The organism is Luteimonas sp. A482, assembly GCF_054072655.1.
Genome location: NZ_JBSVRO010000001.1, coordinates 772,452 through 790,444, shown reverse-complemented (window position 1 = coordinate 790,444; position 17,993 = coordinate 772,452). Strand labels below are relative to the sequence as shown.

13 protein-coding genes are annotated in these 17,993 nt (G+C 65.8%); 6 read left to right on the top strand and 7 right to left on the bottom strand.

The features are described 5' to 3' along the window. Window positions 1-10: 10 nt before the first annotated feature. From ACW5DW_RS03460 to ACW5DW_RS03450, 3 genes are all read left to right on the top strand, one after another. Window positions 11-829 carry an XOO1806 family protein gene (locus tag ACW5DW_RS03460; protein WP_457018389.1) on the top strand — a complete coding sequence of 273 codons (819 nt, stop codon included), beginning with the start codon at window positions 11-13 and terminating at the stop codon, window positions 827-829. A 229-nt stretch (window positions 830-1,058) separates the two neighbouring features. Further along, on the top strand, window positions 1,059-3,953 hold the full coding sequence (locus ACW5DW_RS03455; RefSeq protein ID WP_457017378.1) for a TonB-dependent receptor plug domain-containing protein: 2,895 nt from the start codon (window positions 1,059-1,061) through the stop codon (window positions 3,951-3,953). Between the two features lie 229 nt (window positions 3,954-4,182). Continuing rightward, the gene (locus ACW5DW_RS03450; protein WP_457017377.1) at window positions 4,183-7,107 is read left to right on the top strand and encodes a TonB-dependent receptor domain-containing protein; all 2,925 of its coding nucleotides are present in this window, start codon (window positions 4,183-4,185) and stop codon (window positions 7,105-7,107) included. 217 nt (window positions 7,108-7,324) lie between these two features. On the opposite strand, the gene ACW5DW_RS03445 is transcribed toward ACW5DW_RS03450, so the two are convergent. From ACW5DW_RS03445 to ACW5DW_RS03420, 6 genes are all read right to left on the bottom strand, one after another. After that, entirely contained in the window at window positions 7,325-7,666 is a 342-nt protein-coding gene (locus ACW5DW_RS03445; protein ID WP_457017376.1) for a hypothetical protein, read from the bottom strand. A 129-nt stretch (window positions 7,667-7,795) separates the two neighbouring features. Then, on the bottom strand, window positions 7,796-9,484 hold the full coding sequence (locus ACW5DW_RS03440) for a tetratricopeptide repeat protein (RefSeq protein ID WP_457017375.1): 1,689 nt from the start codon (window positions 9,482-9,484) through the stop codon (window positions 7,796-7,798). Window positions 9,485-9,491: 7 nt separating this feature from the next. Continuing rightward, window positions 9,492-9,956: a hypothetical protein gene (locus ACW5DW_RS03435; RefSeq protein ID WP_457017374.1), complete on the bottom strand. Its 465-nt coding sequence runs from the start codon at window positions 9,954-9,956 to the stop codon at window positions 9,492-9,494. Window positions 9,957-9,988: 32 nt separating this feature from the next. Continuing rightward, window positions 9,989-11,257, bottom strand: a complete 1,269-nt coding sequence (locus ACW5DW_RS03430) for an aspartyl/asparaginyl beta-hydroxylase domain-containing protein (RefSeq protein WP_457017373.1) — start codon at window positions 11,255-11,257, stop codon at window positions 9,989-9,991. Between the two features lie 245 nt (window positions 11,258-11,502). Beyond that, window positions 11,503-12,243 (bottom strand): helix-turn-helix domain-containing protein, encoded by a 741-nt coding sequence (locus ACW5DW_RS03425; RefSeq protein WP_457017372.1) that lies wholly within the window; start codon window positions 12,241-12,243, stop codon window positions 11,503-11,505. A 60-nt stretch (window positions 12,244-12,303) separates the two neighbouring features. Further along, window positions 12,304-12,930: a TetR/AcrR family transcriptional regulator gene (locus ACW5DW_RS03420; RefSeq protein ID WP_457017371.1), complete on the bottom strand. Its 627-nt coding sequence runs from the start codon at window positions 12,928-12,930 to the stop codon at window positions 12,304-12,306. A gap of 159 nt (window positions 12,931-13,089) precedes the next feature. Here ACW5DW_RS03420 and ACW5DW_RS03415 point away from each other — a divergent pair, with 159 nt between their 5' ends. The 3 genes from ACW5DW_RS03415 (at window position 13,090) to ACW5DW_RS03405 (ending at window position 16,562) form a co-directional block, all read left to right on the top strand. After that, entirely contained in the window at window positions 13,090-15,567 is a 2,478-nt protein-coding gene (locus ACW5DW_RS03415; protein WP_457017370.1) for an acyl-CoA dehydrogenase, read from the top strand. Window positions 15,568-15,632: 65 nt separating this feature from the next. After that, a complete protein-coding gene (locus tag ACW5DW_RS03410) occupies window positions 15,633-16,103 on the top strand; it encodes a hotdog fold domain-containing protein (protein ID WP_457017369.1) in 471 nt (156 codons plus the stop codon). Window positions 16,104-16,181: 78 nt separating this feature from the next. Further along, window positions 16,182-16,562, top strand: coding sequence for a hypothetical protein (locus ACW5DW_RS03405; protein WP_457017368.1), 381 nt, complete (start codon window positions 16,182-16,184; stop codon window positions 16,560-16,562). A gap of 23 nt (window positions 16,563-16,585) precedes the next feature. Here the strand turns inward: ACW5DW_RS03405 and ACW5DW_RS03400 are convergent, their stop codons facing one another. Beyond that, a complete protein-coding gene (locus ACW5DW_RS03400) occupies window positions 16,586-17,971 on the bottom strand; it encodes an NTP/NDP exchange transporter (RefSeq protein ID WP_457017367.1) in 1,386 nt (461 codons plus the stop codon). Window positions 17,972-17,993: the final 22 nt, after the last annotated feature.

Genomic DNA, 17,993 nt, shown 5'->3' with positions numbered 1-17,993 from the left:
GACCGCCCTGCTGCTGGCCTTTGGCCTTGCGGCTGGCGCGCATGCGCAGGTGAAGCGGGACCAGACGGTGCTTCCGGTCGTCGACCACAGCAGCGGCAAGGTGCAGGCCTACCTGCTGCTCGAGCCGACCACCGAGGGTAATCGCACCGGTGCGCGCTGGCGCGCTGGCGGCAGCTCGCTCGACGCCACCTTCGGACTTGAAGCGGGCAACTCGCTGGCACTGCTGTGCAACCAGCGCAGCGGCGTGTTCAGCGCGGTCGGCAGCCTGGTCGACAACTGCCAGCTGGCGTCGCTGGGCGAGGCCGACGGCAACCGGCACGCCAGCGCCACAGCCGCCTTCCACCGTCCCGGCGGCGGTTTCGGTGTCAGCGTCGGCCAAGGCAACGAGCGCCTGCCGGCCTGGCTCAGCCGCGCCGGATCGGCGCAGGACAACCCGCAGCTCGACCTCAACGACCTCACCGTCTTCGCCCAGAAGAACATCGGCGACGCCGCGTACGTGACCATCGCCGGCACCGTGGCCAAGGCCACGCTGATTCCGTTCTCCGAGGCCCCGGCCGACATCAGCGACCGCTGGAGCAGCAAGAGTGTCTCGGTCGGCGGCGGCTATGGCGCCTTCAGCGCCAACGTCATCGGTCGCGTCATCGAAACCCCCGGCCAGCCCCGGTTCGAGGGCCTCGGCCTTGGCGTGACATGGCGCACGCCATGGAGCGGCCAGCTCACCGTCGGCGCCGAAAACGTCGTCACCCGCGGCCGCAACCCGTTCTCACCAAGCGGTGAGACGAACGACGAGGGCGCCGTGCCCTACGTGCGGTACGAGCAGGATCTCTGACCCTGCGGAAGGGGCTTTTTTGCTCCTCGCCGAACCCTGTCTCTTCTGGTTCCGGCCGGATGGCGGTGCCCGCCATCACAAAGTCCGACTGATTTGTTAACGACACTTTAATTTTTGGCGAAGGCCGGCTAGTATCGGCCGCAACCTTGCTGGCTTTGGCGCCTATGTTGGCTCCGGCGGGGAGGTTCCCGTGCGATACACACGAAGACACAGTTGGAGAGAGAATCAAATGACCCTGAAAACCAACAAGCTCCGCGACGCGATTGGTCTCGCGCTAGTCGCAGGCGCTGCCACGATCACCGGCACCGGCGTTGCGTTCGCGCAAGAGGCAGAAGCCCCCAGCGAAAGCACCACCACCCTGGACCGAATCGAAGTGACGGGTTCGCGCATCCGCCAGGCGTCCGTTGAAACGTCCCAGCCGGTTGTGGTGCTGAGCCGCGAAAACATCGAACACATGGGCGTCACCAGCGTCGCGGACATCCTCCAGAACCTGACTTCGGCCGGTTCGCCTGCAATCTCCCGCGGCGACGTGCTGGCTTCGGGCGAGAACGTCGGTGGCTACTACATCGACCTCCGTAACCTTGGCGCTTCCCGCACCCTGATCCTGGTCAACGGCAAGCGCCTGGGCGCCAACACCACCGGCCTGCAGGATCTGGGCCAGATTCCGGCTTCGGCAATCGAGCGCGTCGAGGTGCTGAAGGACGGCGCTTCGTCCATCTATGGTTCCGATGCGATCGCCGGCGTGGTGAACGTCATTACCCGTCGCCGCTTCGAGGGCGCTGAACTCAACGCCTACTTCGGCCAGCTCAACGAAGGCAACGGCACCAACCAGACCGTCGATTTCACGATCGGCACTGCTGGCGAGCGCGGTGGCGTGACGATGAGCGTCGAGTACGGCAAGGAAGACCCGATCTGGGCGCGCGATTTGTGGTACTCCGCCTCCGGCAACCTTGGTCCGGACTTCCCGGGCGCCGGCTTCAGCCCGGTCAGCCAGAACGGCTCGTTCTGCGATCCGTGCAGCCCTGCCGCTGCCGCCCGCTGGTGGACCCTGACCCCGGGTCAGGATCCGACCGACCGTGCCAGCTACGAGCTGCACACCGCGGATTTCAACGCGAACAGCAACCAGCAGATGATGGCGCGCACCGGCATCGAGCGCCGCTCGGTGTTCGTGGCCGCCGACTATGACGTCACGGACAACGTCCGCTTCGTCAGCGACGCCCTGTACAACAACCGCACCACCACCCAGACGGTTGCGGGTTATCCGTTCCAGAGCCTTGCGTTCGGAATCCCCCTGTCGGGCGACAGTGCATTCAACCCGACCCCGGGCACCGACCTCACCATCCGCCGTCGTCTGTGGGAAGTGCCGCGCACCACCGAAAGCGAACTGTCGACGTACCGCCTGACCGCGGCGTTCGAGGGCTTCTTCGAACTGGGCAGCACCACGTGGGACTGGGACGTGGGTGGCACGTGGAACCGCAATGACATGCTGAAGACCGGCCGCGGCGACGCGAGCCTGGTGGCAATGGAAGGCGCGATGGGCCCGTCCTTCGTCAATGGCCTTGGCGTCGCGCAATGCGGCACCGCTGCCGACCCGATCGCGCTGGGCACCAATCTCGGTGCGGGCGAGTGCACGCCGGTGAACCCTCTGCTGCCGTACGGCGTGGCCGGTAGCGGCTCGCTGTCCAATGCGGACGTCCAGGCCTTCCTGTTCCCGTTCTACCATGACCGCGGCCTGACCGAGTCGACCACCTACTTCGCCAACATCTCGGGCACGGTGGTCGAACTGCCCGCCGGCGACCTGGGCGTCGCAGTCGGCTACGAGCACCGCAACGAGCAGGGCCGCTTCGTTCCGGACGCTTTCAACCAGGCGGGCCTGAGCACCGGTCTTCCGGCGACCACGACGGCGGGTGGCTACAAGCTCGACGAGGTCTATGTGGAACTCGCTGTGCCGCTGCTGCGTGAAGTCCCGTTCGCACATGAGCTGTCGCTCAGCCTCGCCAGCCGCTATTCGGACTACAGCACCTTCGGCGACACCATCAACAACAAGTTCGGCCTGGTGTGGCGTCCGATCGAGGAACTGCTGGTCCGTGCGACCTTCGCTGAAGGCTTCCGCGCTCCGAGCGTCGACAACCTCTACGGCGGCGTTGGCGGCAGCTTCGAGTCTTATATCGATCCCTGCGGCTCGACGGGTGCGGGCAACGTTGCCGGCGGCGCCACGTGCTCCGCGTCGGGCGTCCCGGCTGACTACGTGCAGCTGGGCCAGGGCCTGATTCCGTGCACAAGCTTCCCGTGCCAGACTCCTGACCAGTTCCTGTCCGGTTCCAACCCGAACCTGACGCCGGAAACGGCGGAATCCAGGACCGCTGGCATCGTGTACAGCCCGCAGTGGGTCGCGGGGCTGGACATCAGCCTGGACTGGTACAGGGTCGAGATCGAGAACCTGATCGCCACCGACAGCGTCACGGATATCCTGCAGGACTGCTATCTGCGTGGGATCTCCGAGCGTTGCACCCTGTTTACCCGCGATGCCAGCGACTTCCACATCAACTCGCTGAGCTTCGCGCTGACGAACAAGGGTCGCCTGGAAACGGAAGGCTATGACCTGGGTGTCCGTTACAAGTTGCCCGAGACCTCATTCGGCAACTTCGACTTCGACTGGCAGGTGTCCTACATCTCCGAGTACAACATCTGGTCGAACAACAACCCCGAAACCGTCGCCCAGCCGTCGGTCTCGTTCGCCGGCACCTTCCGTACGCGCTCGAACTTGGGCGTGAACTGGCAGCACGGTGATCTCGGCGCCACGTGGACGGCCCGCTACTACTCGTCCATGAAGGAAGGCTGCGTCGTCACGGACGATTTCGACGCCGAATACTGCAACATTCCGGACTACGCTGCTCCGGACGTGCCGGACGGTTACCCGCTCCGCAAGGTCGGTTCCAACACGTTCCACGACGTGCAGGTCCGCTACAACACGCCCTGGAACGGCACGGTGTCGGTCGGCGCGAACAACGTGACGGACCACAAGGGCCCGCTCATGTTCACGGCCCCGAACAACCAGTTCGCTTACTACGGCGGTTTCGACTTCGGCCGTACGGTGTACATGAAGTACCAGCAGCGCTTCTGATCTAGGTTGATCGGTCGCAGAAACACGGCCCCGCAAGGGGCCGTGTTTTTTTTGGGCCGTAGGAGCGGGACGCTTGCCCGCGGGTGCCCAATAACACTTGACGCACATATCTTTAACGGCGCTTTAATTGTCCGCCGCCCGCGGGTAGTATCGGCCTTGACTTTGCCGGTTTTGGCAGTTCAGTTGACTCCTCCGGTGAGGTTTCCCTAGAAGCTCACTGGAGAGAGAGATGAGATTGAAGCGAAACAAGCTGCGCGATGCGATCGCGCTGTCGCTCGCCATTAGTGCAGTCGCCGTTACCGGCTCCGGCTCGGCGCTGGCCCAGGAAGCAACGCAAGACCAGCCCACGGCCACCAGCCTGGACACGGTGACCGTCACGGGTACGCGAATCCAGAGTCAGACTTTCACCGCCTCCAGCCCGATCACGGAAATCAGCGCGGAGGAATTCACCCACTTCGGCGCCACTACGGTTGAGGATCTCGTCAACCAGTACCCCCAGATCGACCTGAGTTTCGACAACTTCGAGAACAACGGCTCCTACGGTCATGCGACCATTTCCATGCGCGGCCTGGGTCCCGAGCGCACGCTGACCCTGGTCAACGGCCGTCGCCTGCCGGCCAGCCGCAACGAGGTCACCGACCCCTCGATCGTCCCCGCTGCCATGATCAAGCGCGTGGACATCCTCTCCGGCGGCGCTTCGGCCGTTTACGGCGCCGACGCCGTGGCGGGCGTGGTCAACTTCGTGCTCGACGACAAGTTCGAGGGCGTCAGCCTCAATTTCGGCTATTCCGCCTACCAGCACGACAACGACAACGAGCAGATGCAGGGCCTCAACGAGGCTGCAGGCTTCCCCTACCCGACGGGCAATTCCGGCTTTGACGGCATCAGCCGCAGTGCCGACCTCGTGGTGGGTGGCAGCTTCGCCGAAAACAGGGGCCACGCGGTGGGTTGGTTGACCTGGCGCGAGAACGATGCCCTGTACCACGGCCAGCGCGACTACTCCACCTGCGCAGTGTGGTTCGACCTCGCACAGTGTGGTGGTTCCGGCACGGCCGACCCGGCCCGCTTCGCGGTCAATGAGTACGGTCCGTTTGTCGATCCCGATACCGGTGAGCCCCGAATCGGAGTGATTCCGTGGCCGCCAGGCACCGACGCCAATTACGTCTATAACGGTACTGGCTACGAGAACGGCTCGTATGTATACAACTACGCGCCGATCAACTTTTACCAGCGCCCCGACAAGCGCGTCACTGCCGGCTTCATGGGCAGCTACGAGATCAACGAGCACTTCGAGCCGTATATCGAGGCGATGTTCCTTGAGCGCAGCTCCGACATGCAGATCGCTGAATCCGGCGCCTTCGGCGTGCCGATCAACGTGGACTGCGGCAACCCGCTGATTGGCACCCTGTGCGCCGATGCAGGCGTCACCACCGATATCGCGCGCATCACCATGTACAAGCGCAACGTGGAGGGCGGCCCCCGCATCGCCACCAGCGATGACAGCACCCACCGCCTCACCGCGGGCGTGCGCGGCAGCCTGTTCGACTCGTCCTGGACCTACGATGTGTCGCTGCTTTCGGGCAAGACCAAGACCATCGACATCGGCAAGAACGACTTCCTGATCACCAGGATCTCCGCCGCTGCGCTGGGATGCAATGACCCCGTCTATGGCACTTTCCCGGGCTGTACGCCGTACGACATCTGGACTGACAACATCAGCCCGGAAGCCGCCAACGCGATGGCCGGCACCAGCTTCGGCATCTACAAGACGAGCTACCGCGCATTTGCTGCGGAAGCCAACGGCTACGTTGGCTGGGGCTTCCCGTCTGCGGACGGCGAGGAAATCGGTTTGGCGGTGGGCATGGAGCGCCGCGACTATTCCTATACCACCGAGTACGACGGCGATTCCGCCGCTGGCAACTTTGCCGGTGCCGGTGCCGCCAGCCTGCCGGTGGATGCGTCCAACACCGTGAACGACTTCTTCTTCGAAGCCGCTTTGCCGATCTACGTGGGTGAAGGTGCGTTCAACCGCCTCGATGCTTCGCTGGGCTATCGTTATTCGGACGACGAAACCTCGGGCAACTACGACACCTACAAGGTGGGCCTGAGCAGCATGCTCTGGGACAGCAAGCTGCTGGTACGTGCCGGTTACAACCGCGCCGTGCGTGCGCCTGGTCTGAATGACCTGTACTACTCGCAGCGCATCGCCCTGAACGCCGGCGGCACCGACCTTTGCGCCGGCCCGACGCCTGCGTACACGGCGGCACAATGCGCACTCACGGGTGTCCCGACTGCGGCCTATGGCAACGTGCCGAGCAACCCGGCCAATCAGTACAACATGATGACGGGCGGCAACCCCAGCCTCGCGCCGGAAGTGGCTGATACCTACACCGTCGGCTTTGCGGTCGAGCCTATCGAAGACCTCAACCTGTCCCTGGACTGGTACAACATCGAGATCGAGGGCGCGATTGGCGGCATTGGCTACAACACCATCCAGATCCTCTGCATGGAACAGAGCCTGTACTGCAACCGGATCAACCGCGACGCACGCGCGGGTGACCATGATCTTTGGATTGGTCTGGCGTCTGACCCCGCGACTGGCCACGTCAACAACCTGCCCGACAACATCGGCATCTACAAGCGTTCGGGTCTCGACCTGGCCGCGGACTATTCCTTCGCCGTTGGGCCGGGCCGTATCAGCACCAGCCTGGTGGGCAACTACGTCCTGGATGACTACACCCAGACGCTGGCCGCCGAATCGAGCACCGGCTTCGACTGCAAGGGACTGGTCAACGACACCTTCCTGTGCCAGACGCCGAAGTGGCGTCATGTCGCCTCGGCGCGGTATGCGTGGGATCGGTACGCGTTGGGTCTGCGTTGGCGCTTCATCAACAGCATGGACTACAACGACGTGGACGGCAGCCCGCTGACTGACGTCATCTGGATCGAGGGGGGCGTCCCGTCCTACAGCTACCTGGACCTCAACGGCAGCCTGAGCTTCGGCCAAGCCGTCGTGACCCTGGGCGTCAACAACGTGCTCGACAAGGAACCGCCGTTCGTGGGTGACAGCGGCCTTGCGGCCAATGCCAACGCCTTGGGCGGCTATGACCAGGTGGGCCGTTACGTGTTCGGCAGCATTTCCCTGAAGTTCTGATCGAAGCAGAAAGCGTTACAAGGCAAAAGAAAGGCGGCGGGCTCAGGCCCGCCGCCTTTTTGCTACCTGCACCCGAGGTCCGCACAATCATCCGGACTTCCACAGCCCTGCGGCGCGGGTCCAGATGTCAGCAGGCATCCTCCTGCAAATGCGGAGAGGTTCTAAAACAATTCAGCGCTCGGTGCGGCGCTGAATCGGTGCTCCAATCTGCTTGCCTTCAGTCGCCGCTGTGGCCGCCTGCCGGCTTTCGATCGAGCTCCCGCACCAGATCCCTCGACGCTCTTTCGCGTGCTTCCCATTGTTCCGGCGTGTGGCAAACCCTCTTCTTCATCCGGCTGCCGGTGACATCTTCCTGCTTGCACACCTTGCCATTCTTGCCCGGCCCTACGGGCGCGGAAGTCTGCGCAGAATCGGCCGCCGGTTCCTGCGCCGTTGCCTGCCCGAGGAACAGCAAGCCCACAGCTGCAACCGCGAGCAGCGCGTGACGGGTGTGCCGCTGCCATTCCGCAACCGCTAAGACGGGATACGGACGGATGGAACTCAGGCAAGAGGTGCGCATGGAAGTTTCCTCGGTGGGGTGGAACTACTGCCATCGTGGGACCACGATATGGTCGCATCCAGTGTATCCACGACCACTTTATACCCATAACCCAGCTTTCATTTTGGTCGCGAAGGGCCGTACGCCACCCTATGATTCGGGCTGCATGTCGAAGGCGACAGTCAGTCGCGACTCCCGCGCATCGAACGGCACGGTGCCATGCCACATATAGGAAGGAAACAGCGCCAGGTGACCCGGCCTTGGCTGGATGACCCGGCGCGGTGGCAGCTCAAGTCCCAGCTCTTCCAGTGGCTGTCCGAACTGGAGCCATCCAGCGCGGGATCCGTCCCCTGAATCAAGCACCGTGCCTGGCAACGCGACGTAGAAAGCGGAACTCGCCCAGCCCCTGGGATGGATGTGGTTGGAATGACGGCCCGATGAGCTGAGCCTCACCGACCATGAACCGACAAAACAAACGCTGCGCTGTTTGCGCGACAGGAATGGGTGGGCGACGTCATCGGGCAGCGTGCGCAGCCAATTCTCGACCGCTGCGCGTAGGCCGTCCTCCGCCGCCAGGATGACCGCATCGTCGCGTCCGAACAGCCGGCCGGCCGTCTGCGTTCCGCCACGCACGCTTTGATTCAAGGGCTCCTGCCTGGCTTTGTGCATGCTTCCCAGGGTGGCTGCCAGTGTTTGCAGGAACGAGGACAGGTCTCCAAAGCCCGTCGGCGGCGCTACTTCGACATAACCCACCAGCCGTTCGTAGTCGCACAGCCAGTGCTCGCGCTCATCGCCAGCCAAGCGCCACGACGTACCCAGATGGCTCCAGCCTTCCTGATTGTCTGGATCGATTCCAACCGCCTTTTCTGCGCAAATTGCGGCCAGGTCGAAGTCCCGCGTGCGAAACGCATGCCGCGCACGCGCATTGAGGAATTCCGGCAGCTGGCCCAACTCACCACGCGCCGCCGTCGCGTACAGCGGCGCGGCCTCTGTGTGTTGTTGCAGCGCGTCCAACGCATCGGCGGCAAACCAAGCCAGCATTGCGTTGCCAGGTTCGCGCTGGCGCAGCGGGTGCAGCAGCGCCAGGGCTTCGTCGGCGCGCTTTGCCGCGAGCAACATTCGTGCGAAAGCCAGCTGCAGTGCACGATTTTCCGGCTGCGCCCGCGCCGCGGCACGAAAGCCACCCAGCGGGTCTTCGCCCGGGGCAATTTCCGCACCGTTTTCCCACAGGAGGTTGCTCAGGGTTTCATGAGCCGGCGCATGGGCCGGATACAAGGCAACGAGATTGCGCGCACCCGTCAGAGCTTCCAACGGCCGGCCTGCATCGGCCAATACGCCGTTGATGGCGTCCTGCACTTCAGGCTGGCTGATGCCACGTTGATGCAGCATGCCCTCTGCCCGCCGGAGCGCGGCCAGCGCCTCCTCTACGCGCCCCAGCAAACGCAGCACCACGCCCAGGTCGACCCAGGCTGACGCCTGTCCAGGCGATAGCGCGAGCGCCTTGCGGAGAACGGGTTCGGCTGCCTGAAATTGGCCTTGCGCGCGCAACGCCTTGCCGTGCCGGGCAAGGCACACGCCATAATTGCGCGACACCGCGGCGTTACCCGGCAGCAAGACCAATGCGCGTTCAAATGCCGCATCGGCCTGCTCCTGACGACCATTGTCCGCCAGGCACATTCCCAGCAATTGCCACGAATCCGCAGCCTGCGGTGCTTGCTCTGCCAAGGTTTCGGCAATGGGCAGGGCCTGCGCACGCTGCCCGGATTGCAACAGACCGAGCGCCTGCCTGAAGCGTTCCGCCTGCGCCGCAGTCAACGGCAGGTTGCGGGTGGCCGACACCTTCCGCTCAACGCGCGCGGCGCACGCGCAGGAGCACCCCGGCCGGCGTTACAAGCTGATAGCTTCCCAATAAACCCTTGCGGACCTGCACGACATCGCCGGCTGCCACATGGCCGCTACTGCGTGATTCGGCTTGTGTCCAGACCTGTCCGTTATCAAGACTGAAACTGCGTTGCCCGTTGCGCTCGTAATCAACCTTGATTACCTGGCTCTCGATTCGGTCGGCGTCGGCCGGTTCGGCCGCCTGCCCCGGATTGCGCAACGGCTCCCGCGGCCTGTCCAAACCGAAATCGGCCTGTGCCTTTTCTGTCGCTGCCTCGCTTACTTCCGGCGACAGCGGAAACGCCTTGTCGTAGCAAGCCAGTCTGTCCTCGGCCTGGGCCACGCTGGCGCAAGCATGGGTAGGCTGTTGCGCGGCCAGCGGCAGCGCGAGCAACCACAAAGGCGATAGCAAAAGACAGCGCATCCGCATCGTCGACTCCCGGGGAAATCTGCAAGTTCAAACTACTCGCTTTCGGTGTGCCAGTCGCGCATCGCACCTGCGAGCGCTGTCGCCATGTCCCGCTCCTCCAGGCTGAGCAGCGGGTTCCACACGTCGAACATCAGGATGACGCGTACCTGGTCGCTGTCGTTGCGCGCCTCGTGCTCCAGCGTGTCGTCGAACACCCAGCACTTGCCCTCACGCCACTGCCGCCAGTCGAAACCGACTCGAAAATGGCATTCTTCCGGGACGACGAGCGGCAAGTGCGCGACCAGCCGCGCGTTGGTTTCGCCGGTGTGCGGCGGGATGTGAGCGCCCGGGGCAAGCGCGGAGAACATTGCATTCGGGCACAGCCCCGCGATCTCCACCGCATCCACCAGCGCCAGCGCCTCCGCCGTCCGCGGGCACTGTGCCAGGTGTTCCGGCACCGGTTCGCCATGCGCATACAGATGGAAGCCGCTCCAGTTGCGCGAGTGGTTGAGCTTGTCCCACTGGTTGACCGGATCCCCGGGCCTGTACTGGATGTAGGGAACGAACTCCTCGCCACGGCTGGCCAGCATCTCCTGCAGCTCGGCCTTGATCTGGTCGGTACGCGATTCGAGTTCGCGCATCCACGGGAACAGCGCGTCGTCGTAGAAGGTGATCGCCGGCAGCCGCGGCACTTGCAGCTGGTTGCAGTGCGAATGGTAGGGCTGGGTGCGCCTCGCCAGGATCGATACCGCTTCGTCCCAGCGTCCAGCCAACGCCTGGTCCACGCAGCTGCGCTTCGCCGCCACCCGGTGGCCGAGGTAGTGGACGAGTTCCTCGGTATCGCGCTCGACCACTTCGCGCGCATGTGCGAGACGCCGGCGTAGCGCAGGCGGCCACTCGGACTCACCCGACGCGACCTTGAGCACATCGCGGTAGGCGCCCGCCGCCGCGCGGTGTTTGCGCTGCTGCTCGAGGAATTCGCCCTTGCCCAGCAGCGCCGGCAGGAAATAGGGATCGATCTCGAGCGCGCCGATGATCGCGCCCCATTCCTGCTCCGGCCGTCCGATCTCGCGATGGACCCGACCGATGGTCAGCAGGATCATCGGGTCACGCGCCGCGCGGGCTTGCGCATGCTGCAGGAGCTGCAGCGCGGCCTGCGGGTCGCCACGCTGGAATGCGTGGACGCCCAAGCTGTAGAGCGCCTGCACGTTACCCGGGTCCAGCGCCTGCACCTGGCCCCAGAGGCGCTCGGCCTCCTGCCAGCGTCCGCCGGCAGCAGCGGCCCCGGCGGCGTTTACCAAAGACGACAGTTGTGTGTTCACGAACCTGTTCCGTTTTGGCCGGACCGGCGTGGGCCCATTCTATCGGCCAGTAGCCACGGACGTCGTCCGGCGTCAAGAACCACCTGCGCCGACAGCCGGCCGCGATAGGTCCACGCGCCCGACGACCCACTCAAGCACCCGCGTGTTCTCGCCGAACCCCGGCCCACAGGATCAGGCGCATGTTCGCCACCGCATACGGCGATGGGACGGAGCGCGTGCTGCGTTCGTCGCCGACTGGAGACGACTCAATCGCGCGCACGGCGATACGGCGCGAACAGCTTCAGCAGCCACGGCTTCTGCGCCAGCACCAGGCTCACGCCGACGCGCTGTTCTGCCGGCAGTGCGGCATCGCGCGCGAGCAGGCCGTCGAACTCGCGCGCGACTTCTTCCAGCCGCACTTTGATCTGCTTCACCCCGTCCGGGCTGAGCGCGCCGGAGAGCAGCAGCAGCCGGTCCTGCTCGCCGTCGAAGGGATCGGCAAAATAGTCGCCCAGCAGCGTGGTCCGGAAATGGCGCTCCATCGGGCCGTCGGTGAGCCAGCGGAAATTGCGCGCGGTCAGCACGCGGGCACGGTTGCCGGGCATCAGCTCGATGATGCCCAAGCGGTCGAGCCTGGCCAGCAGCCCGGTCCACTGCGGCAGGCCAAAGGCGAAATGCGCCATCACGTCGTCCTGTCGCCAGCGGTTGATGCTCAGGAACATCGCCAGCATCAGCGCGGGATCGTCGACCAGCGCCTGCTCCTGCGCCTGGCTCAGCCGCGCCATCGGTTCGGCACCGCGCCCGGCCTCGGCGCCAAGTTCGGCCAGGCCGATGCCCAGTACCTGGCAGATCTGCTCAAGCCGCAGCAGGCTCATCGCGCGACGCGAGAACATGCGCTTGACCGCCGCCTCGCTCAGGCCGATCCGCTGGGCCAGTTCGCGATAGGTCAGCCCCTGCGCGCGCAGGCTGCGCTTGAGTGCATTGACCAGGTCGACCGAGACGCTCACCGCGCCAGATCTCCGGCGATCCAGACGGGCGGACTGGCGACGGCGCTCGGCACGCCTGCGTCAGGCTGGCACGAGCGTGGCGGTCAGGTGTTCGACGTAGGCCTCGAACTCCTCCTGCGGCATCCGCGCCTGGTGCAACTGCAGGTTGAGCTGGAGGAAGCCGACGTAGGCGGCGTAGGTCAGGCGCGCGCGGTGCAGCGCATCCTCGCGGCCCAGGCCGGTCTGGCGGAACGAGGCGGTCAGGTAGTCGAGGCGACGCTTGGAGACGCGATCGATCACCGGCTGCACGGCCGGGTGGTCGAGCGCCTTGAGCAGCGCGCTGTAGATCACGTGCGACTGGTATTCGTGCGCCACCATCTGGAACAGGGAGCGCAGGCGCTCGCGCGGGTCGGGCACGCGCTCGAGCGTGCCGAACACGGCTTGCTGTTCGACCGTTTCCCAGCGCTCCAGCGCCGCCTGCAGCAGCGCCTCACGCGAGGGGAAGTGCCAGTAGAAGCTGCCCTTGGTCACGCCCAGCCGGCGCGCCAGCGGCTCGACCGCGACGGCGGCCACGCCCTGCTCGGCGATCAGTTCGAGCGCTGCCTGCGCCCAGTCGTCGGCGCTCAGGCGTCCGGTCCGCTCCGGCTTCGCCTCGTTGGTTGCGGCCGCGGACGCGTTCACGGCGGCCTTGCTGGCGGGTCTGGCCATGTCGATCGTTGTCCATACGCTGCCGTCGGGAAGCGTATCGTCGCCGATGACGCGGTGCGTTGACAAGTCTGGACGGCCTCACCATACTCGACCGTACGGTATTGCATCACGGCTGGTTGCCCGTGCGCGGACCACCACCCCCTATCTGGAGACCATCGGATGAGCGTCGCCATTCCCTTCATCGCATTGCTGCTTGCCAGCGCGTTCGCGGCCTACCACCGCTTCCGCCTCGCGACCTGGGTCGCGATCAGCGCCACCCTGCTGGTCGCCTGCTGGTTCCTTGGCGCGGACCGCATCGCGACGGTCGTCGCCGGCGCCATCCTCGCGCTGGTCGCGGTGCCGCTGCTGCTCCCCTTCGTGCGCAAGCCGCTGATCACCGCGCCGGCGCTGGGCTTCCTGCGCAAGGCGCTGCCGCCGCTCTCGCAGACCGAGCGCATCGCGCTGGAAACCGGGTCGGTCGGCTTCGAGGGTGAACTGTTCTCCGGCGACCCCGACTGGAACACGCTGCTCGCCTATCCCAAGCCGCAGCTCACCGACGAGGAGCAGGCCTTCCTCGACGGCCCGGTCGAAGAACTGTGCCGGATGACCAACGAGTGGGAGATCAACCACGTCCACGCCGACCTGCCACCGGCGCTATGGGACTTCATCAAGAGCAACCGCTTCTTCGGCATGATCATCCCGAAGGAATACGGCGGCCTGGGTTTCAGCGCGCTGGCGCACCACAAGGTGATCCAGAAGCTGGCCTCGGCCAGCAGCGTGGTCAGCTCGACCGTCGGCGTGCCCAACTCGCTGGGCCCGGGTGAGCTGTTGATGCACTACGGCACGCCCGAGCAGAAGGACTACTACCTGCCGCGCCTGGCGGTTGGACAGGAAGTGCCCTGCTTTGGCCTGACCGGTCCGTTCGCCGGCTCGGATGCGACCTCGATCCCCGACTTCGGCATCGTCTGCAAGGGCGAGTGGAATGGCGCGCAGGTGCTGGGCGTGAAGCTCACCTTCGACAAGCGCTACATCACGCTGGCGCCGGTGGCGACGATCATTGGTTTGGCCTTCCGCATGTACGACCCGGACGGGCTGATCGGCGACACGCGCGACATCGGCATCACCCTGGCGCTGCTGCCGCGCGATACCGACGGCGTGGAGGTCGGCCGCCGCCACTTCCCGCTCAACTCGCCGTTCCAGAACGGCCCGGTGCGCGGCAAGGAAGTATTCCTGCCGCTCAACCACCTGGTGGGCGGCGTCGAGAAGGCCGGCCTGGGCTGGAACATGCTCAACGAGTGCCTGGCGGTGGGCCGCTCGATCACCCTGCCCTCCACCGCCAGCGGCGGCGCGAAGTTCGCGGCCGTGGTGGGCGGCGCCTATGCGCGCATCCGCAAGCAGTTCGGCCTCTCGATCGGCCGCTTCGAAGGCGTGGAAGAGGCGCTCGCGCGCATCGGTGGCAAGGCCTATGCGATCAGCGCGCTGTCGCAGGCGACGGCGGCTGCGGTCGACCGCGGCGACGTGCCGTCGGTGCCCTCGGCGATCGCGAAGTACCACTGCACCTCGATGGGCCGCGAAGTCGCCAGCGACTTCATGGACATCATCGGCGGCAAGGGCATCATCCTGGGGCCGCGCAACCTCGGCGGCCGCGCCTGGCAGGCCTCGCCGATCGCGATCACGGTGGAAGGCGCCAACATCATGACCCGCAGCCTGCTGATCTTCGGGCAGGGTTCGATCCTCTGCCATCCCTGGATCATGAAGGAGATGAAGGCGGCGCAGAATCCGGACGAGAAGGTCGGCCTGGATGCGCTCGACGATGCGCTGTACAGCCACATCGGCGGCGCGGTTTCCAACGCGGTGCGCTCGTTCTGGTTCGGCCTGACCGGCTCCAGGATCGGCGCGGCGCCGGGTGACGACAACACCCGCCGCTACTTCCGCAGGCTGGACCGCTACGCCGCCAACCTGGCCCTGCTCACCGACGTGTCGCTGGGCGCGCTGGGCGGCAAGCTGAAGTTCAAGGAGTCGCTGTCGGGCCGCCTGGGCGACGTGCTCAGCCACCTGTACATGATGAGCGCGGTGCTCAAGCGCCACCACGACAACGGTGCGCCCGAATCGGACAACCAGCTGCTGGCCTGGGCCTTCCACAACAGCGCCCACCAGATCGAACTGGCGCTGTCGCAGGCGCTGCGCAACTTCCCGATCAAGCCGCTGGGCTGGCTGCTGTGGCCGGTGGTGTTCCCGCTCGGCCGTCGCGCCGTGCCGCCGGGCGACCGCCTGGTCCATCGCGTGGCGCTTTCGCTGATGGCGCCCAACGAGGCGCGCGACCGCCTCGGCGACGGCGTGTTCCTGACGCCCTGCGCGAACAACATGGGTGGCCGCATCGACAGCTACCTGGCCAAGGCGATCGCGGCCGAGCCGGTGGAGCGCAAGTTCCTCAAGGCGCTCAAGACCAGCAACATCGAAGCGCTGGATTTCAGCTCGCAGCTGGACGAGGGCGTGCGCGAGGGCTGGATCACGGCCGACGAGCGCCAGCAGCTCGAGGAACTGCGCGAGCTGACCCTCGACACGATCACCGTCGACGACTTCGATACGCATGAGCTGCGTGCGGCAAGCTATTACGACCTGCCGCAGCACGCACGGCTGCCGCGCGAAGCCGCCTGACGGCCAAGCTGCCTTCTTGCTCCCTCCCCCGCCTGCGGGGGAGGGAGCACAATCCGCCCGATCGCATGACCTCACGAGTCCTCCACCTCTACCGCGCTTTCGAACGCAAGCCCCTGGGCAAGTGGCTGTTCTCGCGCCTCGTGTGCTTCAAGGCGCCCTACTTCGCCAGCATCGCGCCACGGATCGTGTCGCTGGAGCCCGGGCGCGGCGAGGCGACGCTGCGCCACCGCCGGCGCGTCAGCAACCATCTCGGTACCGTGCATGCGATCGCGCTGTGCAACCTGGCGGAGTTCATCGGCGGCCTCACCACCGACGTGAGCATCCCCTCGTCGATGCGCTGGATCCCGCGCGGCATGGACGTGGAGTACCTGAAGAAGGCCAAGGGCCGCATGCGAGCGGTCGCCACCCTGCACGAGCCGGCTCGCGAATCTGCCGAAGGCTATGAACTGCCCGTGCGCGTCGAGGTCCTCGACGCGGCTGGCGAAACGGTGTTCCGCGCCACCATCCGCATGTGGGTGTCGGCGCGCCGAACCTGACAGCCCGCTCCTGCAACGTCTGGTCCATGCCTGGCGCAATGCAGCCGCCGGCTCTTTTCGTACTGCGAGGATCGCCTCATGGACACCCACACCATCCTGCTGCTCTGCGCCACGCACAGCTTCGGCTTCGCGCTGTTCCATCTCGGGTTCTGGCGCCTGTTCGGCTGGCCACGCACGCTCGAACGCACGACCCTGCCCAACCGCGCGATCGTGCAGATCGCCAACCTGCAGCTGGTATGGGTGTTCACCGGCGTGGGCCTGCTGTGCCTGCTGCATCCGGCCGCGCTGGCCGACACACCATTGGGCCGCGCCGTGCTGGCGGGCATGTCCGCGTTCTGGATCATCCGCATCGTCGCGCAACTGCTCTGGCTGCGGGTCAACCATCCGCTGGTGCACGCACTGACGGTGCTGTTCGCCTGCGGCGCCCTGCTGTTCGCCTGGCCGCTGCTGGCCGGCTGACGCGGTTGCGCGCGCGCGTCGGCTCAGATCCGCTCGGTGCCTTGCGTTCGACCGTCTGCAGGTCGCGGCTCGCGTTCGGGTGGCAGCTTCGCCTCCTCGCGCAGCAGCCGCCAGGCGCTGAAGGTCATCGCCGATGCGATCAGCAAGCCGGCACCGAACACCACGTTCGAGCCGAATGCGGCCAGGAACTTGTGCAACCAGACGAAGGTGAGGTCGCCGCCGCGGTAGATCACCGTATCGATGGCCGCGCCGGCCTTGTAGCGCCACTCACGGCCCACGCGCGTGTAGATGGTTTCGCGTGCGGGCTTGGCCAGCGAGAATTCGCTGGCGCGGGTGACCACCTGCACGATCGCCACCATCACCGGCAGCGGCGAGGCGGACAGGATCGAGAAGCCCAGGATGATCGCCGCGCCCGGGACCAGCAGTGCCGGCGCGATGCCGAAGCGCGACATCAGCGCGCGGGTGACCAGCAGCTGCACGACCAGGGTCAGCGAATTGACCGCAAGGTCGAGCGTTGAGAAGAACGCCGCGCGCTCCTCCGCGGTGGCGAAAGCGGTGCGCGCGATCCGGTTCTGCTCGTTGTACAGCAGGGTGCCGATGCCCACCCCCAGCACCACCATCAGCGCCAGCCAGCGCAGCAGCGGCTCCTTCGCGACCAGCTTGAGGCCGGCCAGCACCTCGCCACCCATCGGCTTTTCGCCGCTCACCTGCCCGCGTTCCACCTCGCGCGCCACCGCATAGCGGCGCAGGCGCAGGATGCAAGCCACGCAGAGGGTCAGCAGTACCGCCGAGACCAGCATCATGTTCGGGATCCCGACCCGCTCCACCAGGCTGCGTGTCAGCACCGGGCCGACGAAGGCGCCGACCGTGCCGGCCGCACCGATGTAGCCGTAGTACTTCTTCGCCTCGACGTTGCTGTAGACATCGGCCATGAAGCTCCAGAACACCGCGACCGCGAACAGGTTGAACACCGTGATCCAGAGGATGAAGGCTAGCCCGCGCCCGGCCATGCCGCTGTCGAACATCGCGTAGAACAGCAGAAGCGTGGCGATGAAGAATCCGTAGATCACCGGCAGGAACACGCGCCTGGCGAAGCGGCTGACCAGCCAGCCATAGACCGGCTGCAGCAGCAGCATGATCAGGAACACCGCGGTGAAGATGAACTGCAGCGTGAACTCGCCCAGTGCCACCCCGCGATCGGCGAAGAAGCCGATCAGCGCCGGTGGGAACACCGCCTCGATATCGCTGGAGGCCGCCATCGCCTCGCGCACCGGCCGCAGCACGTAGTAGCCGCTGAGCAGGCAGAAGAAGTACAGGAACGACCACAGCAGCGGTGGCGATTCGGAGAACACGGCACGAAAGCGCGCGGCCCGACCCGCGGGAACCTGGTGTTCGGGTGCGCTGCTCATCTGGATTCCACGCGTGGGGCGC